This is a genomic window from Bacteroides sp. UBA939 (assembly GCF_002293435.1).
GTDB lineage: Bacteria > Bacteroidota > Bacteroidia > Bacteroidales > Bacteroidaceae > Bacteroides.
Genome location: NZ_DBDF01000144.1, coordinates 12,467 through 30,172 on the forward strand (window position 1 = coordinate 12,467; position 17,706 = coordinate 30,172).

Below are 17,706 nucleotides of genomic sequence, written 5' to 3' on the forward strand. Positions count from 1 at the left end.
GGAAAAGAGACCGAAAACAAACTTAAAAGAGACTGATAATATTAATTAGGAATAAATTCAAAACAGCTTCTTATGCGCAGATGGCACTCCTTATGCTAACCAATCAGCGGAGAAGTCTGTGAAAGATAAACGAGGAGGCGACTTTTGCCATATTGCATATAAAAAGTTTGTGTATTTGTTGTGCTGTAAACAGAAAAAGAATATTTTTGCACGCGGAAGAGGGTGAGGAAAAGATTTAGCATGAAAGAGGTGCAGTCGCCTCGTAAGCTCAAGAGCTTTCTTAGAAAATAAATCCTAATGGTATTGCATACCATGAATTTATTTTAGTAAATACTCACCCTCTTCCTTTTTTTGTTAATAAGATGAATGGAATTCTGATAACCGTACTCATTGTCACTTGCTTATTAATCTATAAGATTATCTCTACAAGTAGGAAGCAGGAAGGATACAAACGCTGGAGAGCAGGAAACCGTAGCTATACGGAAGATGCCGCTCATGCCGGAACCACCCGTAACGGATGGCTCAATCGGCATTTAGAGACTTCACGAACCTCTTCCAAGTTTGACGAGGAAGCCGTGTCCGAGTGTGCCGGCCTGCTGGGAGTAGAAGAAGCGAAACTGAAGGAAATATTGAGAAGCATTTCCTCCAATTACCGTACGTTCTGGATAGGTAAAAGAAGGGGAGGTTACCGCATGATCTCTGCTCCTGATGGCGAACTGAAGTCTGTACAGGATGCTATTAACAGCCGCGTTTTATCCTTTGTAGACGTTCATGCGGCAGCCACCGGCTTTCGGCGCAGGATGTCCATAGTCGATAACGTTCGTCCGCATCTGGGAAAACAATATGTGTTGAAAACAGACATTCATGATTTCTTCGGATCTATACGCAGCCCCCGTGTAAGGAAAGCATTTGAAGCGATGGGTTATTCGCCTGCTGTTGCGAAAGTGCTCGGAGCTTTATGCTGTTTCAATCGGTGTTTGCCCCAGGGAGCATCTACGAGTCCGGCGCTGAGCAATATCATATCTTACGGGATGGATCAAAAGTTATCGGCATTGGCTACCGAATACGGTTTGAACTATACCCGTTACGCCGATGACCTTACTTTCTCGGGAGATGCTTTCCCCGGAAAACAGCTTCTGTCCCGGATCAAGCTGGTTGTCCGGAAAGAAAAGTTTGAGGTCAACCATAAGAAAACCCGCTTCCTGAAAGCACACAGCAGGAAGATCATTACAGGAGTCTCCATTAGCTCCGGAGTAAAGCTGACTATCCCTAAAGCCAGAAAAAGGGAAATACGCAAGAACGTCCATTACATTCTGACAAAAGGTTTGGCAGAACACCAGCGGCGGATAGGTTCTCATGACCCTGCTTATCTGAAACGGCTGATCGGTACACTTTGTTATTGGCGGTCAATAGAACCGGATAATACTTATGTTTCCGATTCTATCGCCGCCTTGAAGAGATTGCGGGAAAGCTATTGACAGGTTACAATGCTACAAAAACCTGTTTTGCCATTTCCTTCGTTTAAGATATGCCAGGGATAACGCTAATAATACGATAACATATACTTGTTCAGCCGTCCAGTACATTGCAAGTGGGATATTGGGAGAACGGGATAACATAAACAAATAGAGCAGGTAGATAGCTATATTAACCATCTGAAACAAAAAGGCAGTCTTTGCGCTACCCGTACCGATTACCGTATTGCAATATGTATAGCAAGGAACGGAAACTACAAACGTAGAAAGCATTACGCAAAACGGATGAAATGCAGTCCGAATGACCGTCGCATCATCCGTGAACATCCTTAAAAGGCTATCCGAAAAGATAAAAGCCAGCAATATAAGCGGAATGCCAATCGCATAGCCCAGATTGATGATACGCCTGCAAGTAGGCATAACCAGTTCCGCTTTCTTTGCTCCGATGAGATTGCTTACCAATGAAATCGTAGTGGTTGCAAACGAATTGACAATCACAAAGAAGAGCATCGAAATACTTCTGACTACATTTGCCGCCGCCAGTTCATATTCCCCTAAACGTTCAATCGCCACAAAGAACATAAACCACGGCGCAATACAAAAGAACTGCCTGACCATTGTCCAACCGGATATGCCTAACAAGTGAAGTGATATCTTCATATCAAACACGGCACGTATTCCGTATCGTTTTTTATCTGCGTGTTTCCACATATAAATAATGAGATGCAGTAACCCCACCAGTCCGGCAAGGGAAGAACCGATAGCAGCGCCACTGATTCCCAACCGGGGAAATCCTGCCTTACCAAAAATCAGCAGATAGTTGAATACAATGTTGCACACCACCATAACGATGGAGTTGGCAGTGAGGATTTTGGTATTTGTAGTTCCTATATAAAAGGCACGGATTGCCAATAGAGGGAAGGCAAACAGGAAGCTGTAATCCCGCCACTCCACATAACGCACAGTTGCCTGATAGATGTTATTGGAAGTAATCACCATACGAAGCAATGAAGGAGACAACAGTTTTGATACCACGAAAACAATAACGGCAAAGACAGACAGGAAGATGAGGGCCTGATAAAACACCTTACCGGCATCCTTGTATCGCTCCTCTCCGTTTCGCCTTGCGATAACAACCTGTGTCCCAAGACTGAACCCGAATCCGAGCATATAAATGGCAGAGTAATACATGGCAGCCAATGCAGAGGCTCCTAAGTCTATTTGGCTGACGTGCCCCAAGAAGATGGAATCAGTCAGATTAATCAACTGTTCCATGAGCAGGCTCACCATTATGGGCAGGTTGATGAGCAGGATTTGTCTATATGTATAATTCATTTGTTTTTATGAAACGGCATGCCTGAACAACACATTGGAAGTGCTGCAAGCAAACTATTGGTAATTTCTATTGATTAAACTCTGTGAAGTATATGGGCACAATGATTAATGCCGGGAAGGTATTTCCCGACAAGCCCGAAGCCGGATAGCTATATACAGAGTTGCCACTTCATAAATTAGACAATGGATTGAATTACGCAGGCAAAGATATGGATTTTGCCGGAAATATTGGCTGGTGTAGTTAGGGAATTAATAAATAGCAGTTTAAGAATTAATAAATAGAGGGAGAGTCCTTTTTCTCTCCCTCTTTATAATCTAATAAGGTAAGTTCTCGAAATAAGCATCCTTATCTTCAAGAGTCCAACCCGGATTCTGTTCTAATATTCCATTGGAAAGAGCAATTTGTGATTCGGGAATAGGGAAAAATCCATTAGTTTTCCTAAAACGTTCTTTAAAGATGGAAGTGTATTTCTCATCTTTTCCCAGAACCTTGATGTTTACTCCTTCTTGCTTGGCAGAAACAACATTCATCGCTTCTCCCCATCGCATCAAGTCCCACCAGCGGATACCTTCAAGCGCCAATTCATAACGGCGTTCTCTTTTCAAAACATCCATACTGTATTGTACAGGAGGCAGGTTTACTCTGTTTCTCACTCTATTGATACCGTCTGCCGTACCGGTTAGCTCACTATGCATTAGTAATACATCAGCGAAACGGGTCAGGATAAGGTCATTCGTATGAGACAACTGATAATTCTCAGGTGTATTGAATGCCAGACAAGAATATGACTTCCATATTTTCCCATTATCGTCTTTAGCCAGAACTGAGATATACTTTTTACCCCAATAACGCGTTTCTTCTACTTGCTTTGATCTGTCGGTGCTCCATTCTTTTCCGTTGTAATTGTCTTGGAGTTCCAATTCGTCACTTATAATGGTTCCTTGACGGCGCAAGTCATTAGGTTCTTCTCTCAGCCAGTCTTCCCACAGCGTAGTGTTTACACAACCAATTGCCCAGCCTTGTCCGTAGGGAAAAGAAGCAGCATCTCCACCTCTTTGATTTCTTAATGCAAAGTTCAGGCATATCTGGTTGCTATATCCCAATGGTTCGTTAAAATCGGCCAGATTACCAAACTTGATGGCGAATAGTGTTTCCTTGCAGCCATCCCCTTCCCATTGCAGATTATTCTCACTTGAATATGGGTAATCTTTACGGGTATATTCATTGGAATAAGCCCATATATTACGGAAGTCACTCACCAGGTCATGTCCGCTATTTTCTATACAGTCATTTAGATATTCCAAGACTTTGGCTTTGTTGATGCTTCTACCGTCTACTGTAGGTAGCGCATCTTTCTTATAAAATCCTGTATAGAAGAGGAAGACACGCGCAAGCTGCGCTTCAGCAGCCCATTTGGTAGCACGTCCACTTTCTGTCTGGTCATACTTCTTGGATGGAAGTAGATTTATGGCTTCTATCAAATCGGAAGTGATGAGAGCATACAGTTCTTCAGGGCTGGCTTTAGGCTTATTTACCGGTTCCGGATTTGTCAAGAGTGGAACTTGCCCGAATATTTGCACCATTTGGTAATAGAAAAGCGCTCTGAGAAAATAGACTTCCCCCAAATACTGGTTACTTAGTTCAGGGTTATCCCATTGAGTAATATTGTCCCAGGTAGAGATTGCCATGTTTGCCCTGAATATTGCGGAATAACAAGTTGCCCAAAAATCACGAAACTGGCTCTCTTCAGAATATTGAATACGATCGATACATTGCGATTCCCGGTTACTACGGCTCCCGCCTCCAAAACGTTCGTCACCTGCAATTTCTGCTACAAAGAAGTGACTGGTACGGGGTTTTCCTATTTGAGTTTTCAGGCAAGTGTAAATACCCGTAGTCATCTGCATGGCGTCTTCCTGCGTAAGAGGGAAATTCTTATTGTTTTTCTTGGTATAGCTTTCCGTATCTAAAAAGTCTTCGCAACCGGAAAAGATAAGCGCTACAGAAAGTAATATATATAATATGTTCTTTTTCATAATACTTAAAATTTGAGATTAACACCAATAATGAAAGTTCTCGGACTGGGATAAAAGCCCAAATCTATACCTGAAGCCCAAGCGTCGTCTCCTCCATACCCTACTTCAGGGTCCATTCCGGAGTAACCGGTTATTGTAAACAGGTTTTGGGCAGTCAGGTACAAGCGCGCTTGCTGCAAAGGCATTTGTGGAAACAGTTTCTTAAAGTCATATCCCACGGTGATATTTTTGATTTTCAGGTAATCACCATCTTCAAGAAGTCGGTCTGATATTTCTTTCCAATTGGGGTGGCGACCGCTCGTGAGCCGAGGATACTTGTTGGTACTTCCTTCTCCGGTCCAGTAATTATATACGTCGGTAGTGTAATTATCCAAGTTGTTGTTAGCATAAGCACGGTAAGATTTGGCAATCTGGTGTCCGAAAGCGCCATTGGCGGTCAGGCTAAAATCTAATCCCTTGTATTCAAGGTTCAGACCAAAACCTAATGTGAAGTCGGGATTTGGGTCGCCAATGATTGTTTTATCATCTAGGTTAACCTTACCATCTTTGTTATAATCTACAAAACGAACATCTCCGGGTACCGGGTTAGCTTGCAGTACAGCCCCATTCATAGCTTCTATTTCCGCAGTGTTCTGAAAAATACCATCGGTTTTGTATCCATAAAAATAACCGATAGGATAACCGACTTGGGCTCGGTATAACTCGGCTGTATTTTGGCTTAGAACATTATCCTGACCATGAATAATTTTTTCACTGTTGGCAATATGGGTTACCTCGTTCTTATTTTTGGAAAGATTCAGATTGATACCATAACGTAACTTTCCAATATTATCATTCCAATTCATTACTACTTCGAATCCTGTATTACGTATATCGCCACCGTTGATATAGGGCGCTCCTGTTCCATAGGAAGAGAGAGCCGGTGCTCTAAGTAACCAGTCTTTTGTAGTTTTGCGATACCAGTCAAAGTTAACACCTAATCGTGAATTCAGGAAACGCGCATCGAAACCTATGTTTATCTGTTCAGAGGTTTCCCATGTAACAAACGGATTGGGCATAATATCCGGATAACCTCCGGTTACTAAATTTTTCTTGTCATTATTGAAGAAGTATCCATTGTTTTCATCGAATGCTACCGTAGCCAGATATTGGAAAGGTCTGATATCAGAGTTTCCGTTCTGTCCCCAGCTGATACGCATTTTGAAGAAATCGAGCCAGTTCCTGGTGCTTTCCATAAATTGTTCGTTGGTTATTACCCATCCGGCAGAAACGGAAGGGAAATATCCCCAACGGTGTCCTCGTGCGAAATTGGATGAACCGTCCGCACGGAGAACGGCATCCAGCATATAAGTTTCATTATAATTGTAGCTGATACGTCCAAAGAAGGATGCAATGCCACCGCCATCCCATGGAGAACCCTCTAAGGTAGTTTCCTCAGTACTGATACCTTGTGCATTTTGTAACCATGCATGCTTGAAAGAACCGGGAAATAGTGAGTAAGAATTCTTCCCTTGAATATTTTCTCCGTATCCCCATTTTTCGACAGATTGTCCTGCCAGTAAATCTATGGTATGCTTATCAATTCTGACTTTATAACTGACAGTATTGTCCCATGTCCAGTTCCACCCATTGCTCATACTTTGTCTGATATCGTCTGTTACGTTTTCCGATTTATCAGCGATTTTATACACGGGTGTATATGAACGTGAACTTGAAGTAGTCATTTTGTAACCAAAGCTGCTTCGTATCTTAAGATTCTCTATTGGAATAAGTTCCGTATAGAGGTTTCCTTGCAAATTATATCTTTTGTTTATGTTATTACTGCGAGCTAACTGCAAGGTGGCGATAGGGTTTGTCATGCTTCTATCCACATTCCATTCGTCTGCAATCATATCATCGTACACATATAATTGTCCTTGATCGTTATAAGCCGGTAGTAATGGAGAAGCAACCAATAAATTACGTACGTCATTATAATTCTGGTTAGATATAGCGACTCCATTGTTTGTGCGATAACTATATGTCAAGTTCTCTCCTACTTTCCATATTTCTCTTTTCCCTTTTTTATATAATAGTACTTCTGTGTTTATGCGAAAATTATATTGTTCGTAATTCGGGGTGGCGGGTTTGCCGATAATACCCTCTTGTGACACGAATGAAAGTCCGGATGCCAGTTTTATAGATTCACTGCCGGCTGTAATGTTTATGGCATGGCTTTGTATAGGAGCGTTCTCGTTGGTTGCTTCGTCCAACCAGTTGGTTCCGTTCCATTTACCGCTTTGAATAAGTTGATATTGTTTAGGCATTAATTTGGCAAAATCAGAGGTCTTTATCTCATCAGCTTCTTCTACCAGATTCATTATTTCCATGTATTGTTTAGCATTCAATAATTCTGCTTTTTTGCCTATAGTTTGTATGCCGTAATATCCATCATAGGAAATTTGTGCTTTGCCAATTTTCCCTTGTTTGGTAGTTACAAGTATAACACCATTGGCAGCGCGTGAACCATAGATTGCGGCAGATGCTGCATCTTTTAATACATCAACTGATTCTACATCAGCGGTATTAAGTGAAGTTAAACTTGCTCCCGCTACTCCATCTATAACAATTAGCGGAGAATAGCGCCCGTTAGTACCTATGCCACGAATAACGACCTTAAAGTCTTCACCCGGCATACCGGAAGTTTGTGTAATATTTACGCCCGGAGTTTGTGACTGTAACGCGCTATATATATTGGTGGTACTTAATTTCTGTATATTGTCACCAGTGACTTGTACTGTTGCTCCGGTCAACAATTTCTTTTTCTGGACACCATATCCTACTACTACTACCTCGTCTAAGCTTTGTGCATCTTCTTTTAGAGATATGAGATAGAAATCCTTATCGGCGGTTATTCTTGTCATTTGAGTGATATATCCGATATACGAAATCTCTATATCTGCGCCGGGTGGAACACTTATTGCAAAATTTCCGTCGATATCGGAAATGACTCCATTTCCTGTTCCTTTTTGTTTGATGTTGGCGCCAATAATAGGTTCTCCGTCTGAATCAACAACTTGTCCTTTGACACTGCGCGACTGTTGCACACCCTGATTGTTATTTATCTGTGTAAGTACAATCTGGCGATTCGTGATAACATAAGAGACATTTCTGCTCTTGAATACTTCATCCAGGATTTCTGTAATTTTCTTGTTCTTGAAAGATATATTGACTTTCCGGGCTACATCTACAAGTGCTTTGTTATACAGAAAATGATACTCGCTCTGGTTCTCAATCTGATTAAGGACTTCTTCCACAGAAACGTCATTCAAATTTAGAGTTAGTGTTGTAGTCTGCGAGTAACTGTTTACTGCAAAAGTTTGTGCAATACTACAAACCACAAAGAAGAGCCATACTTTCATGATTAGATAAGTTTTTGAGGTAAAAAAATGCTTGAACATTTTTTTATTAGAAACTGAATTCATAAATTTGTTGTGTTTAGTTATAAATATAAGTTATACAAGGAATTTAGGAAAGATAGCTAAACAGTCGGGGAGGGTGTGCAAGACCTTCCCCCTTTGTTTTTTATTGGCTATTTTCCTATAAAGAAGAAATTGGGCTACTTCATAGGCAGTTCTAATTTTAGGGTTATACAATTGGGTTCTTATAAAGAAGACGGCGTACTCGTTGAATACCACATAGGATATTGCGTTTTTTTTAGTAAGTGTAGTGTACTTCTATGGAACGCCTGGAATTGTGGTCGTCTTCCTTACGTATATTTTCTTTATAGACAATGGGTGCCGAGATTTTTAATAGCCGTAAGATTTCCTCTAAAGATTCGTCTTCGAAAGTGGCGCGATAGGGATGATTAGCCAAACGAGGGTCTGCTATTTTAATTTCGACATTGAATGTCAAGCTGAGGCGTTTGAATACATAAGATAAAGGGTCATCACGGAAAATCATAACTTTGTCTTTCCATGCAAACCATTTATAAGGATCGGTTGCTACTAATGAATATATATTAGAGTTCTTTTTTAAGCATAGTCTTTTTCCTGCCGGAATGTTGATTTCGGTTTGGGAATTTATTCGGGCATTGACAATACCCTCTTTCATGGTTACTGCGGCTATACTATCGGTTTTATAGTCTTCTACCTGAAATTTTGTGCCGGTAGCTGTTACGGTTAACTTTCCCGTTTGAACAATAAAAGGATTTTTAGGGTCTGCCTTTACTTCAAAGTAACCTTCTCCCTCTAAACGTACTAATCTTTTTCCGGCTTTGAAAGAAAGAGGATACTCCAGCCAGCTTCCTGCATTGAGATATACGATGGAACTGTCGGGAAGTTCTACGCAGGAATATGTACCGTAGGGTACAAATATTTTCTGATAGGCGTCATCTTGTACATCCTTTCCTTTTTCTGCCAACAAGTAAAGGCTGAGCGAGAGTAGGGGAATGAATAAAATAGCGGCTGCGCGCATAAACCAAGCCCTGAATCCAAGTTGCTTCCTTTTTATTATCTGTGATGCTACTCGTTTATAGGCATGTTCCAAGTCTATATCATCCGGCTGAATGGTAGAATGGGTTAGTTGCCATATATTTTTTAATTCGGCAAAATACTCATAATTTTCCTTCCGGCTTTCTATCCATTGGAATAACTCTTCTTTCTCTTCGTTTGTAATTTCATTGGAGAAATATCGTGTGAATAGAATATCTATGTGTGAATGCTCCTTTTCCATGATGCAATATTATCTTTATTAATAAGACGAGTTACTAAATGAATACCTCAAGCATTAATAGATATTTTAACACTATTACTATGGAAACCAAGTATTCTTTCAGATATATCCGAAGATATTGGAGTGCTTTACTTATTCTGACTTCCACACTTCTTTCCGATACTTGCTGTTTCAATGCTATGTCTTTATACTTTAAACCGGAAAAACGGCTCAACTCGAATGCTTCTTTTACCACCGGATCCAGTTTGTCGAGGGCGGCGTTTAGATGTGTGGATAATTCGGAGTATAATATATAGTTTCCCATGTTTTCATGCTGGGAAAAAGAAGAATTATAGAATTCTTCGTAATCCCGTTCCACGGATTCATGACGGATGTAATCGATGCAATTATTACGTACGCTTTTTAGTAAGTATGCCCTGAGCGAGGTTTCTATCTCTATAGACTTACGGTTTTCCCATAGTTTCAGGAATGTGTTCTGAACCATATCTTCACACTTCTCTTTATTTTGGATAAAGGCGGCCGCATATATAACCAAGTCTTTATACCAAGTCTTGAATAAAAATGCAAAAGCATTCTCATTGTCGTGTTTTAATTCTTGTAAGAAGACATTCTCTTCTATAATTCCCCGAGTCCCCTGTTTTGTTTTCATCAATATTCCGTTAAAGTTTAACATGTAAATCGCTCACTATCAAGTATGTTGACTTTGAATAGTGTTAATAAACTATTTATCGAAGTATTGTTTCACAATGTGATTGTGAAAATGGCAATAATGGCAAAGATATAAAATATTCCGAGCTTTACTGTTTATTTATTCGTTTTTAATAATTTTCCCGTAAGTTTCTTCGTTCAACACCTTTAATGCTTGCTGTATACTTTGGTTTGTGGCGTTTATTACCTGGAAATATTCATTCATATCCCATAGGTCGCGGGCAATCAAGGCTTTAAGTTGCATTTTAATTAGCGGCAATGATTGACTGTATTGTTTTTCATCGAATTTTATTTGCTCTTTATCGGCAAGGACACGCAGTTCGGCGAGGAAGTTATCGTTTATTTCAAACTTCTGATTGAAGGAGTCAAACTTCTTGTATTTATCCTGCAATTCCTTCCGGTGTTTTTCAATATAACCGGTAGTGGCTTTTATAACTACCCCTTTGGCAACAAGATTGCGATGATAATCAGTGTATTGAGTGGTGTCTATCGGAACAAAGAAATCCGGCATGATGCCTCCACCTCCATAAACGGTGCGTCCCAAACGCTTTGTTTGAGCCTTTAAAGAATCTGCAAAGTGAATACTGTCTGCATGAATCATCTCTCCGTGGTTGAAACGATCAATTAGTTCTTGATTGTATTTTTCTTGGGAGTCTCCACTTTGTAGTCCGCTGTCAATACCGGAAATCTGGCTATATGGTTTCTGGATGCAACGTCCGGAAGGGGTATAGTAGCGGGCAATAGTCAAACGTATCATGGAACCATCCGGCAAATCAATAGGGCGCTGTACCAACCCTTTACCGAATGTACGGCGACCTACAACCACACCTCTGTCCCAGTCCTGTATGGCTCCGGTAACGATTTCACTTGCCGAAGCGGAAAATTCATCTACCAATACGATAAGACGTCCGTTCTTGAAACTCCCCGTACCTTTGGCATAGAAATTACTCCGTTGCGAGGTTCTTCCTTCGGTATATACAATAAGTTCCTTCTGTTGCAGGAACTCGTTAGCCATATCAATGGCGGCATTCAGATAACCGCCTCCATTGCCTTGCAAGTCAAGTATCAGGTCTTTCATTCCCTCTTTTTGCAGAGACTTGAGAGCTTGCGTAAATTCCTCGGCGGTAGTTGCTCCGAAACGATTGACACGAATATAACCTGTTTTCGGTTGTATCATGTATGAGGCATCCAAGCTATATATGGGAATTTTGTCACGCTTAACGGTGAAGTACAAAGGCTCTTTTACGCCACGGCGGATAATCGTCAGTTTTACTTCAGAGTTTTTAGGTCCGCGTAAGCGCGCCACAATATCTTCCGTAGACATTTTTACGCCGGCAATAACGCTGTCGTTTACTCCAACAATGCGGTCGCCTGCCAGGATACCAACCTTTTCCGAAGGGCCGTTACTCACCGGTTGTATAATCAGTAACGTATCTTCTATCATCTGGAATTGTACGCCAATGCCTTCGAAGTTACCTTGCAGCGGTTCGTTCATCTTCTTCACTTCTTCGGCATTGTTGTAAGTGGAGTGTGGGTCAAGCTGCGCCAACATGCGGATAATGGCTTCTTCAACCAATTTGTTTTCGTCTACGGAGTCTACATACAAATTGGTAATGGCAAATTCTGCCATTTGTAACTTGCGGGCAGCTATATTGCCCATGGTCTGTGCCCGCATGAAAGCGATGGCGCATGCACTACATATAATAAGGGTAAGAATTCTCTTCATCTTTACTCAACTTTATGTTAGTATTTTATTTCCATACCTTCCGGAATGAACCGGCTGATGTCTTTACCATATTGTAACAGTTCGCGGACAATGGTTGAACTGACACAAGTCAGTTCCGGTTCGGTGAATAACAGTATCGTTTCAATACCTGCCAATTTGCGATTGATATCCGCAATGGTTTCTTCGTATTCGAAGTCTTTCACGGTACGAATGCCGCGGATAATGAAACGTGCGTTCACTTGTTGGGCAAAGTCAATCGTCAGGCAATCATAAGAAGAAACTTTGATACGCGGTTCATTCCGGTAGAAGTCCCGTATCATCTCCTCACGTTTATTAATGGGGAAATAGGTGTTTTTGTTTTCATTGATACCTATTCCGATAATGACTTCATCCATAAAAGTCAGCGCCCGGGCTACAACGGAGGAGTGCCCGATAGTAAACGGATCGAATGTACCGGGGAATATGGCTCTTCTCATGATGCTAAATCTTCTTCTATAACCAGGTTATTGATAATAAAGCTTTGACGCTCCATTGTATTTTTCCCCATATAGAATTCCAGAAGCTCTTTTACAAGGTCTGTTTTGCGCAGGGAAACCTGCTCCAGGCGCATGTCTTTACCAATAAAGTGCTTGAATTCATCAGGTGAAATTTCTCCCAGACCCTTAAAGCGTGTAATTTCAGGGTTAGGCCCCAATTCAGCAATAGCCTTTATGCGTTCCTCTTCCGTGTAGCAGTAAATGGTCTTCTTCTTATTGCGTACGCGGAACAGCGGAGTTTGCAGAATATATACGTGTCCTTTTTTAATCAGGTCGGGGAAGAATTGCAGGAAGAACGTGATGAGCAGCAAACGGATATGCATACCGTCCACATCGGCATCGGTGGCGGCAATTACTTTGTTGTAACGCAGTCCTTCGATACCGTCTTCTATGTTCAAGGCAGCTTGCAGCAGGTTGAATTCCTCATTTTCGTACACTACTTTCTTGGTAAGTCCATACGAGTTCAATGGTTTACCGCGCAGACTGAATACCGCCTGTGTATTTACGTCCCGGCTTTTCGTAATGGAACCGCTGGCGGAATCGCCCTCAGTGATGAAAATGCAGGATTCTGTTTCCAAATCTTTTCCTTTGCCGTCGTTGAGGTGATAACGGCAGTCGCGTAATTTGCGGTTGTGCAGATTTGCTTTCTTGGCTCGTTCGCGCGCTAACTTTGTAACACCTGCAATGGCTTTACGCTCTTTTTCGGAGTCTTGTATCTTCTGCAACATAATCTCGGCAACCAACGGATTCTTATGGAGGTAATTGTCCGCCGCCGTTTTTATAAAATCGCCCACGTATTTGTTTACGCTTACACCGCCGGGAGACATGGAGGGGGAACCGAGTTTGGTCTTGGTTTGTCCTTCAAACTGAGGTTCCTCTACATTGATAGCAATTGCGGCGACAATTCCGTTGCGGATATCGGCGTACTCCTGGTTCTTATTATAAAATTCTTTAATAGTACGGGCAATGTGCTCTTTAAGGGCGCTTTGATGAGTTCCACCTTGAGTGGTATGTTGTCCGTTGACGAAGGAGTAATACTCTTCACCATATTGGTTGGTATGTGTGAAGGCTATTTCAATATCTTCCCCTTTCAGGTGAATGATGTTGTATAGTCCCTGGGCGGTCATGTTATCGTTCAGCAAATCTTCCAGACCGTGGCGTGAAATAATGCGCTGACCGTTATAGAGGATGGAAAGACCTGTATTCAGGTATGTATAGTTGCGGAGCAATGTCTCCACAAAATTGCCTTGGAAAACGTAATTCAGAAATAGAGTACTATCCGGTTCGAAGAAAATGAAAGTTCCGCTTTCTGCGTTGCTGTTCTCTGTTACGTCACTTTGAAGGATACCTTTTTCAAAGATGGCGATACGGACTTTTCCCTCGCGGTAGCTGCGTACTTCGAAACGGCTGCTGAGTGCGTTCACGGCCTTGATACCTACACCATTCAGTCCGACACTTTTTTTGAACGCTTTGCTGTCGTACTTACCACCGGTATTGAGTTTGCTCACCGCTTCAATCAGTTTTCCTTGCGGAATGCCTCGCCCATAGTCGCGTACACTGACACGGAGATTGTCCTCGATGGTTATTTCAATTCGTTTACCCGCACCCATTTTGAATTCATCGATGCTGTTGTCCATTACCTCTTTCAGCAATACATAGATACCGTCGTCGTTCTGCGTACCGTCGCCAAGACGGCCGATATACATACCTGAACGTACACGGATATGCTCCATGTCGTCAAGGTGACGAATGTTATCCTCGGTATATTCTATCTGATTGCTTCCGGGCATCAGCCCGTTGATTTCTTCCATAAGTAATTATAGTGTTTAGTGATTAGTGTTTAATGATTAGTGTCAACGTGATACAGAGCTGCTAATCACTAATCACTAACCGTTAATCGCTTTGATAAATGCTCTGCGGCGTTTATGCTGTTCGGTTTTGAAGTACTCCCATTGCGCCTGTACCTTTTTATTCAGTTCCAGTTCCGGATTACTTTCCGCAAATATAAAACCTAAATCCCGTGCTACCGGAATTAAATCGGAGAATAGCAAAGCGTTAACGCCTTTGTTCTGATACTCCGGCTTCACGGCAATGAGCAATAAATCCAGCGTATCAGCCCGTTTCTTCATGAACAGGGCTTTTAAGATATGATACCATCCGAAAGGCAATAACCGTCCGTGCGCTTTTTGCAACGCTTTTGACAGGGAAGGCATGGATATGCCTGCCGCAATCAAATTGTCTTCAGCATCAGTGATAAGTGGCACCATGCGGAGGTCTATAATCGGGAGATACATTTTTACGTATTGGTCAATCTGCCGCTGCGAGAGGGCGGAATACCCGAAGAGGGGTTTGTATGCTTCGTTCATCAGTTCAAAGATAGCTTGTCCGTATTTGCGGGAAAGCTCTTTGGACGATGTGCATTTTTTGATTTTGAGATTATACTTGCGTTGGATAAGGTCGGAGATGCGTTTGTGTTTGTCGGGAACGGAATCGGGGACATGGATTTTAAATTCCACCCAGTCGGCTTCCTTTTCAAAACCCATGCGTTCAAGATGTTGCGGGTAATAAGGATAGTTATAGATGGTTGCCATAGTGCTGAGTTGGTCGTATCCTTCAACGAGCATGCCCTCGGCATCGAAGTCGGTAAATCCCATCGGGCCTTGTATGTGGGTCATGCCGCGTTCCTTTCCCCAATCTTCTGCTGCACGGATAAGCGCGTCGGATACTTCGGGGTCGTCAATGAAATCAATCCAACCGAAGCGGACGTTCTTTTTATCCCAGGTATCATTGGCCCTGTGGTTTATGATGGCAGCTATGCGTCCTACTATTTTATTGTCTTTGTAAGCCAGGAAATAGTCCGCTTCACAGAATTCAAATGCAGCGTTCTTCTTTCTACTGAGAGTATGGAGCATGTCGTCGTAAAGATCGGGAACGGAGTAAGGGTTACCTTTGTACAGCCGGTAATTGAAGCGGATGAATTGTCTCAATTCTTTCGATGTAGAAACTTTTTTGATTGTTATTGCCATAATTTCATTTATAACGTGAATGGACAAAGATACATGATAATCTTTAAAATACCACGTATTGTTTAAAGATTATATATAAGTACGGTCGTATAAGCTATGTAACACAGTATCAATATACTGCCTTCTATGCGGGTGATGGTGCGTTTGGCAAAGAAGAGTCCGAATACCCACAGCAAAATACTGGAACCTACCAGCACCAATAAATCCGTATTGTTGATGCCTACCAGATGTAACGGCGTAATGGAAGCGCTGCATCCAAGGACAAAGAATATATTGAAAAGGTTGCTGCCGATGACATTTCCGATGGCAATCTCGGGATTCTTCTTCAGGGCGGCGACGATGGAAGTGGCGAGTTCGGGCAGTGAAGTACCGCCGGCTACAAGCGTTAGTCCGATGATAGATTCGCTGACGCCCAGGCTGCGGGCAATATTGGCGGCGCCATCCACGAAAAAGTGACCGCCGGCAATCAATGCTCCTAAACCTCCTATGATGTACAGAACGGATCTCCATACAGGCAATTGCTTGATTTCTTCCTCTTCTTCTTTTTTTCCTTGAAAGGCAATGGCGAATGTATATCCCAGGAAAATCACAAAAAAGCAAAGTAATATTAACCCGTCTGTGATGCTGAGTATATTTTCCGCGCTATGATCCAGAAAAACATCATTGGCGCAGATCAGCAGTGCAATGGAAGAGAGGATACAAAGTGGAATTTCCTTGCGCAAGGTATTTCCGGAGATTACAATAGGGGCAAAGAGGGCTGTACATCCCACAATCATCAAAGAGTTGAATATATTGCTTCCCACTATATTACCGATAGCGATGTCGGCGCTTCCTTTTATGGCGGAAGTTACGCTGACAACTAACTCCGGCGCGGAAGTTCCGAAAGCAACAATGGTAAGTCCGATAACAATGGACGGAATACGGAAGCGTTTGGCAATGGAAGCGGCTCCATCTGTCAGTCCGTTAGCTCCTAAAAGAATGAGAAGGAGTCCACCGATAAGAAAAAGAATATCCATAAATAATGTAGTGTGGTTTTGGGCGCAAAGGTAATTGTTTTTTTGAATGATTCGATGTTTTGGCAAAGATACCAGGGCAGCTGAACCAATTTTTTCTATACCGTTTTTAATACTAAGTACTCTCTGTAATAAGCGGCTTGCGGAGAATTCTAATTATTCCCATAAACACATTCAATATCTAACTACAATACACATACCAACCGATTCAATATCACAATATTACAATTGGACTGTACATTGGCTTGAATTTTGCAAAATTAGCTTTCAAAGCATCATATTTTGTAGAAAACACCCAACCTGTTTTTTCTAAATAGATAGAAATATTATTGTCTAAAATAATAGGACTTTGAAATACTACTTTATTGTCTTTGAAAAAATAGATCTTACTATCAGATGCTGTTGTCTCTGCATAATCTTCAGTATTCCATTTAAATTCAAAATGTTTTTTGGCTTGTTGAATGATTAAGTTGTCTGTACAATAAAGTAATGTTCTTTGTTTTACTCCGTCAGGTAAAAATGGCACATCTTCTCTGTTTGTGTAAATTACAATCTTGTTACTTCCATAAGAGAAATCAATATTCTCAATGGGGTTACACAAATCATTTAACCAATTACAATCATTTGTCAATTCGACATTTTCCTTGCCAATAAAAATCGGATTAAAGCACAAATAGGCATACCCAATAAAAATTAGTATCAAAACTGCCGATATAATCATTATCTTTTTCATCATTATCTATTTACGAGCACCTTTTATTGTGATGATTTCCTATCCGTCACAAAACCAACGACTTCCTTAGTCTTTGTATTATAACGGACATCACCTGTTACCACAACCACATCCTGATCATGAAACTCCTTCTTCATTGTGCCCGCAACCAAAGGCTGCAACTACTGAAAACGAAAAGCAACAGAGTAAACGCTTTCATACGTACAACGAGTTAAGAAGTTAATTTTGCGAAAGTAAGAATAACTCTGTTAATACCAAAGTGTTTGCATCTTTTTCTCTGAATAACCTTTTCCTGTTTTAAAAAATAAGAGAAATTACATCTTATACTCGAAAGTAATTCAGCCTCTATCATTCATACTGCAGGAGTTAAGGGGGTTGTCCGTTTGTCACTTTGTATTTTTAGT

The 17,706-nt window shown here is 41.4% G+C and carries 12 protein-coding genes; 1 reads left to right on the plus strand and 11 read right to left on the minus strand.

Annotated elements, in window-relative coordinates; translation table 11 throughout:
• Positions 1-362 precede the first annotated feature (362 nt).
• Positions 363-1,478 (plus strand): retron St85 family RNA-directed DNA polymerase, encoded by a 1,116-nt coding sequence (locus B2Z67_RS08955; protein WP_291529481.1) that lies wholly within the window; start codon positions 363-365, stop codon positions 1,476-1,478.
• Positions 1,479-1,490: 12 nt separating this feature from the next.
• Here the strand turns inward: B2Z67_RS08955 and B2Z67_RS08960 are convergent, their stop codons facing one another.
• The 11 genes from B2Z67_RS08960 to B2Z67_RS09010 form a co-directional block, all read right to left on the minus strand.
• Positions 1,491-2,810 carry an MATE family efflux transporter gene (locus B2Z67_RS08960; RefSeq protein WP_291529482.1) on the minus strand — a complete coding sequence of 440 codons (1,320 nt, stop codon included), beginning with the start codon at positions 2,808-2,810 and terminating at the stop codon, positions 1,491-1,493.
• Positions 2,811-3,125: 315 nt separating this feature from the next.
• A complete protein-coding gene (locus tag B2Z67_RS08965; protein ID WP_291529483.1) occupies positions 3,126-4,847 on the minus strand; it encodes a RagB/SusD family nutrient uptake outer membrane protein in 1,722 nt (573 codons plus the stop codon).
• Positions 4,848-4,852: 5 nt separating this feature from the next.
• A complete protein-coding gene (locus B2Z67_RS08970) occupies positions 4,853-8,248 on the minus strand; it encodes a TonB-dependent receptor (protein WP_291529484.1) in 3,396 nt (1,131 codons plus the stop codon).
• A gap of 295 nt (positions 8,249-8,543) precedes the next feature.
• Positions 8,544-9,560 carry a FecR family protein gene (locus B2Z67_RS08975; protein ID WP_291529485.1) on the minus strand — a complete coding sequence of 339 codons (1,017 nt, stop codon included), beginning with the start codon at positions 9,558-9,560 and terminating at the stop codon, positions 8,544-8,546.
• 34 nt (positions 9,561-9,594) lie between these two features.
• On the minus strand, positions 9,595-10,209 hold the full coding sequence (locus B2Z67_RS08980; protein WP_291529486.1) for an RNA polymerase sigma-70 factor: 615 nt from the start codon (positions 10,207-10,209) through the stop codon (positions 9,595-9,597).
• Positions 10,210-10,368: 159 nt separating this feature from the next.
• Complete coding sequence (locus B2Z67_RS08985; protein WP_291529487.1) at positions 10,369-11,994, minus strand: S41 family peptidase; 1,626 nt, start codon at positions 11,992-11,994, stop codon at positions 10,369-10,371.
• Positions 11,995-12,011: 17 nt separating this feature from the next.
• The gene (gene coaD / locus B2Z67_RS08990) at positions 12,012-12,470 is read right to left on the minus strand and encodes a pantetheine-phosphate adenylyltransferase (RefSeq protein ID WP_291529488.1); all 459 of its coding nucleotides are present in this window, start codon (positions 12,468-12,470) and stop codon (positions 12,012-12,014) included.
• Positions 12,467-14,341 (minus strand): DNA topoisomerase IV subunit B, encoded by a 1,875-nt coding sequence (locus B2Z67_RS08995; protein ID WP_291529489.1) that lies wholly within the window; start codon positions 14,339-14,341, stop codon positions 12,467-12,469. Before B2Z67_RS08995 ends, coaD begins: the two co-directional genes overlap by 4 nt.
• 75 nt (positions 14,342-14,416) lie before the next feature.
• Complete coding sequence (locus B2Z67_RS09000; RefSeq protein ID WP_291529490.1) at positions 14,417-15,556, minus strand: N-acetyltransferase; 1,140 nt, start codon at positions 15,554-15,556, stop codon at positions 14,417-14,419.
• Between the two features lie 62 nt (positions 15,557-15,618).
• Positions 15,619-16,572 (minus strand): calcium/sodium antiporter, encoded by a 954-nt coding sequence (locus B2Z67_RS09005; RefSeq protein ID WP_291529491.1) that lies wholly within the window; start codon positions 16,570-16,572, stop codon positions 15,619-15,621.
• Between the two features lie 211 nt (positions 16,573-16,783).
• On the minus strand, positions 16,784-17,302 hold the full coding sequence (locus B2Z67_RS09010) for a hypothetical protein (protein WP_291529492.1): 519 nt from the start codon (positions 17,300-17,302) through the stop codon (positions 16,784-16,786).
• Positions 17,303-17,706 lie beyond the last annotated feature (404 nt).

Bases quoted from the DNA above. Each gene is read 5' to 3' on its own strand.
- B2Z67_RS09000 (WP_291529490.1), bottom strand. From the start codon at position 15,556: ATGGCAATAACAATCAAAAAAGTTTCTACATCGAAAGAATTGAGACAA.
- B2Z67_RS08975 (WP_291529485.1), bottom strand. From the start codon at position 9,560: ATGGAAAAGGAGCATTCACACATAGATATTCTATTCACACGATATTTC.
- B2Z67_RS08960 (WP_291529482.1), bottom strand. From the start codon at position 2,810: ATGAATTATACATATAGACAAATCCTGCTCATCAACCTGCCCATAATG.
- B2Z67_RS09005 (WP_291529491.1), bottom strand. From the start codon at position 16,572: ATGGATATTCTTTTTCTTATCGGTGGACTCCTTCTCATTCTTTTAGGA.
- B2Z67_RS08995 (WP_291529489.1), bottom strand. From the start codon at position 14,341: ATGGAAGAAATCAACGGGCTGATGCCCGGAAGCAATCAGATAGAATAT.
- coaD (WP_291529488.1), bottom strand. From the start codon at position 12,470: ATGAGAAGAGCCATATTCCCCGGTACATTCGATCCGTTTACTATCGGG.
- B2Z67_RS08985 (WP_291529487.1), bottom strand. From the start codon at position 11,994: ATGAAGAGAATTCTTACCCTTATTATATGTAGTGCATGCGCCATCGCT.
- B2Z67_RS08965 (WP_291529483.1), bottom strand. From the start codon at position 4,847: ATGAAAAAGAACATATTATATATATTACTTTCTGTAGCGCTTATCTTT.
- B2Z67_RS08970 (WP_291529484.1), bottom strand. From the start codon at position 8,248: ATGAAAGTATGGCTCTTCTTTGTGGTTTGTAGTATTGCACAAACTTTT.
- B2Z67_RS09010 (WP_291529492.1), bottom strand. From the start codon at position 17,302: ATGAAAAAGATAATGATTATATCGGCAGTTTTGATACTAATTTTTATT.
- B2Z67_RS08955 (WP_291529481.1), top strand. From the start codon at position 363: ATGAATGGAATTCTGATAACCGTACTCATTGTCACTTGCTTATTAATC.
- B2Z67_RS08980 (WP_291529486.1), bottom strand. From the start codon at position 10,209: ATGAAAACAAAACAGGGGACTCGGGGAATTATAGAAGAGAATGTCTTC.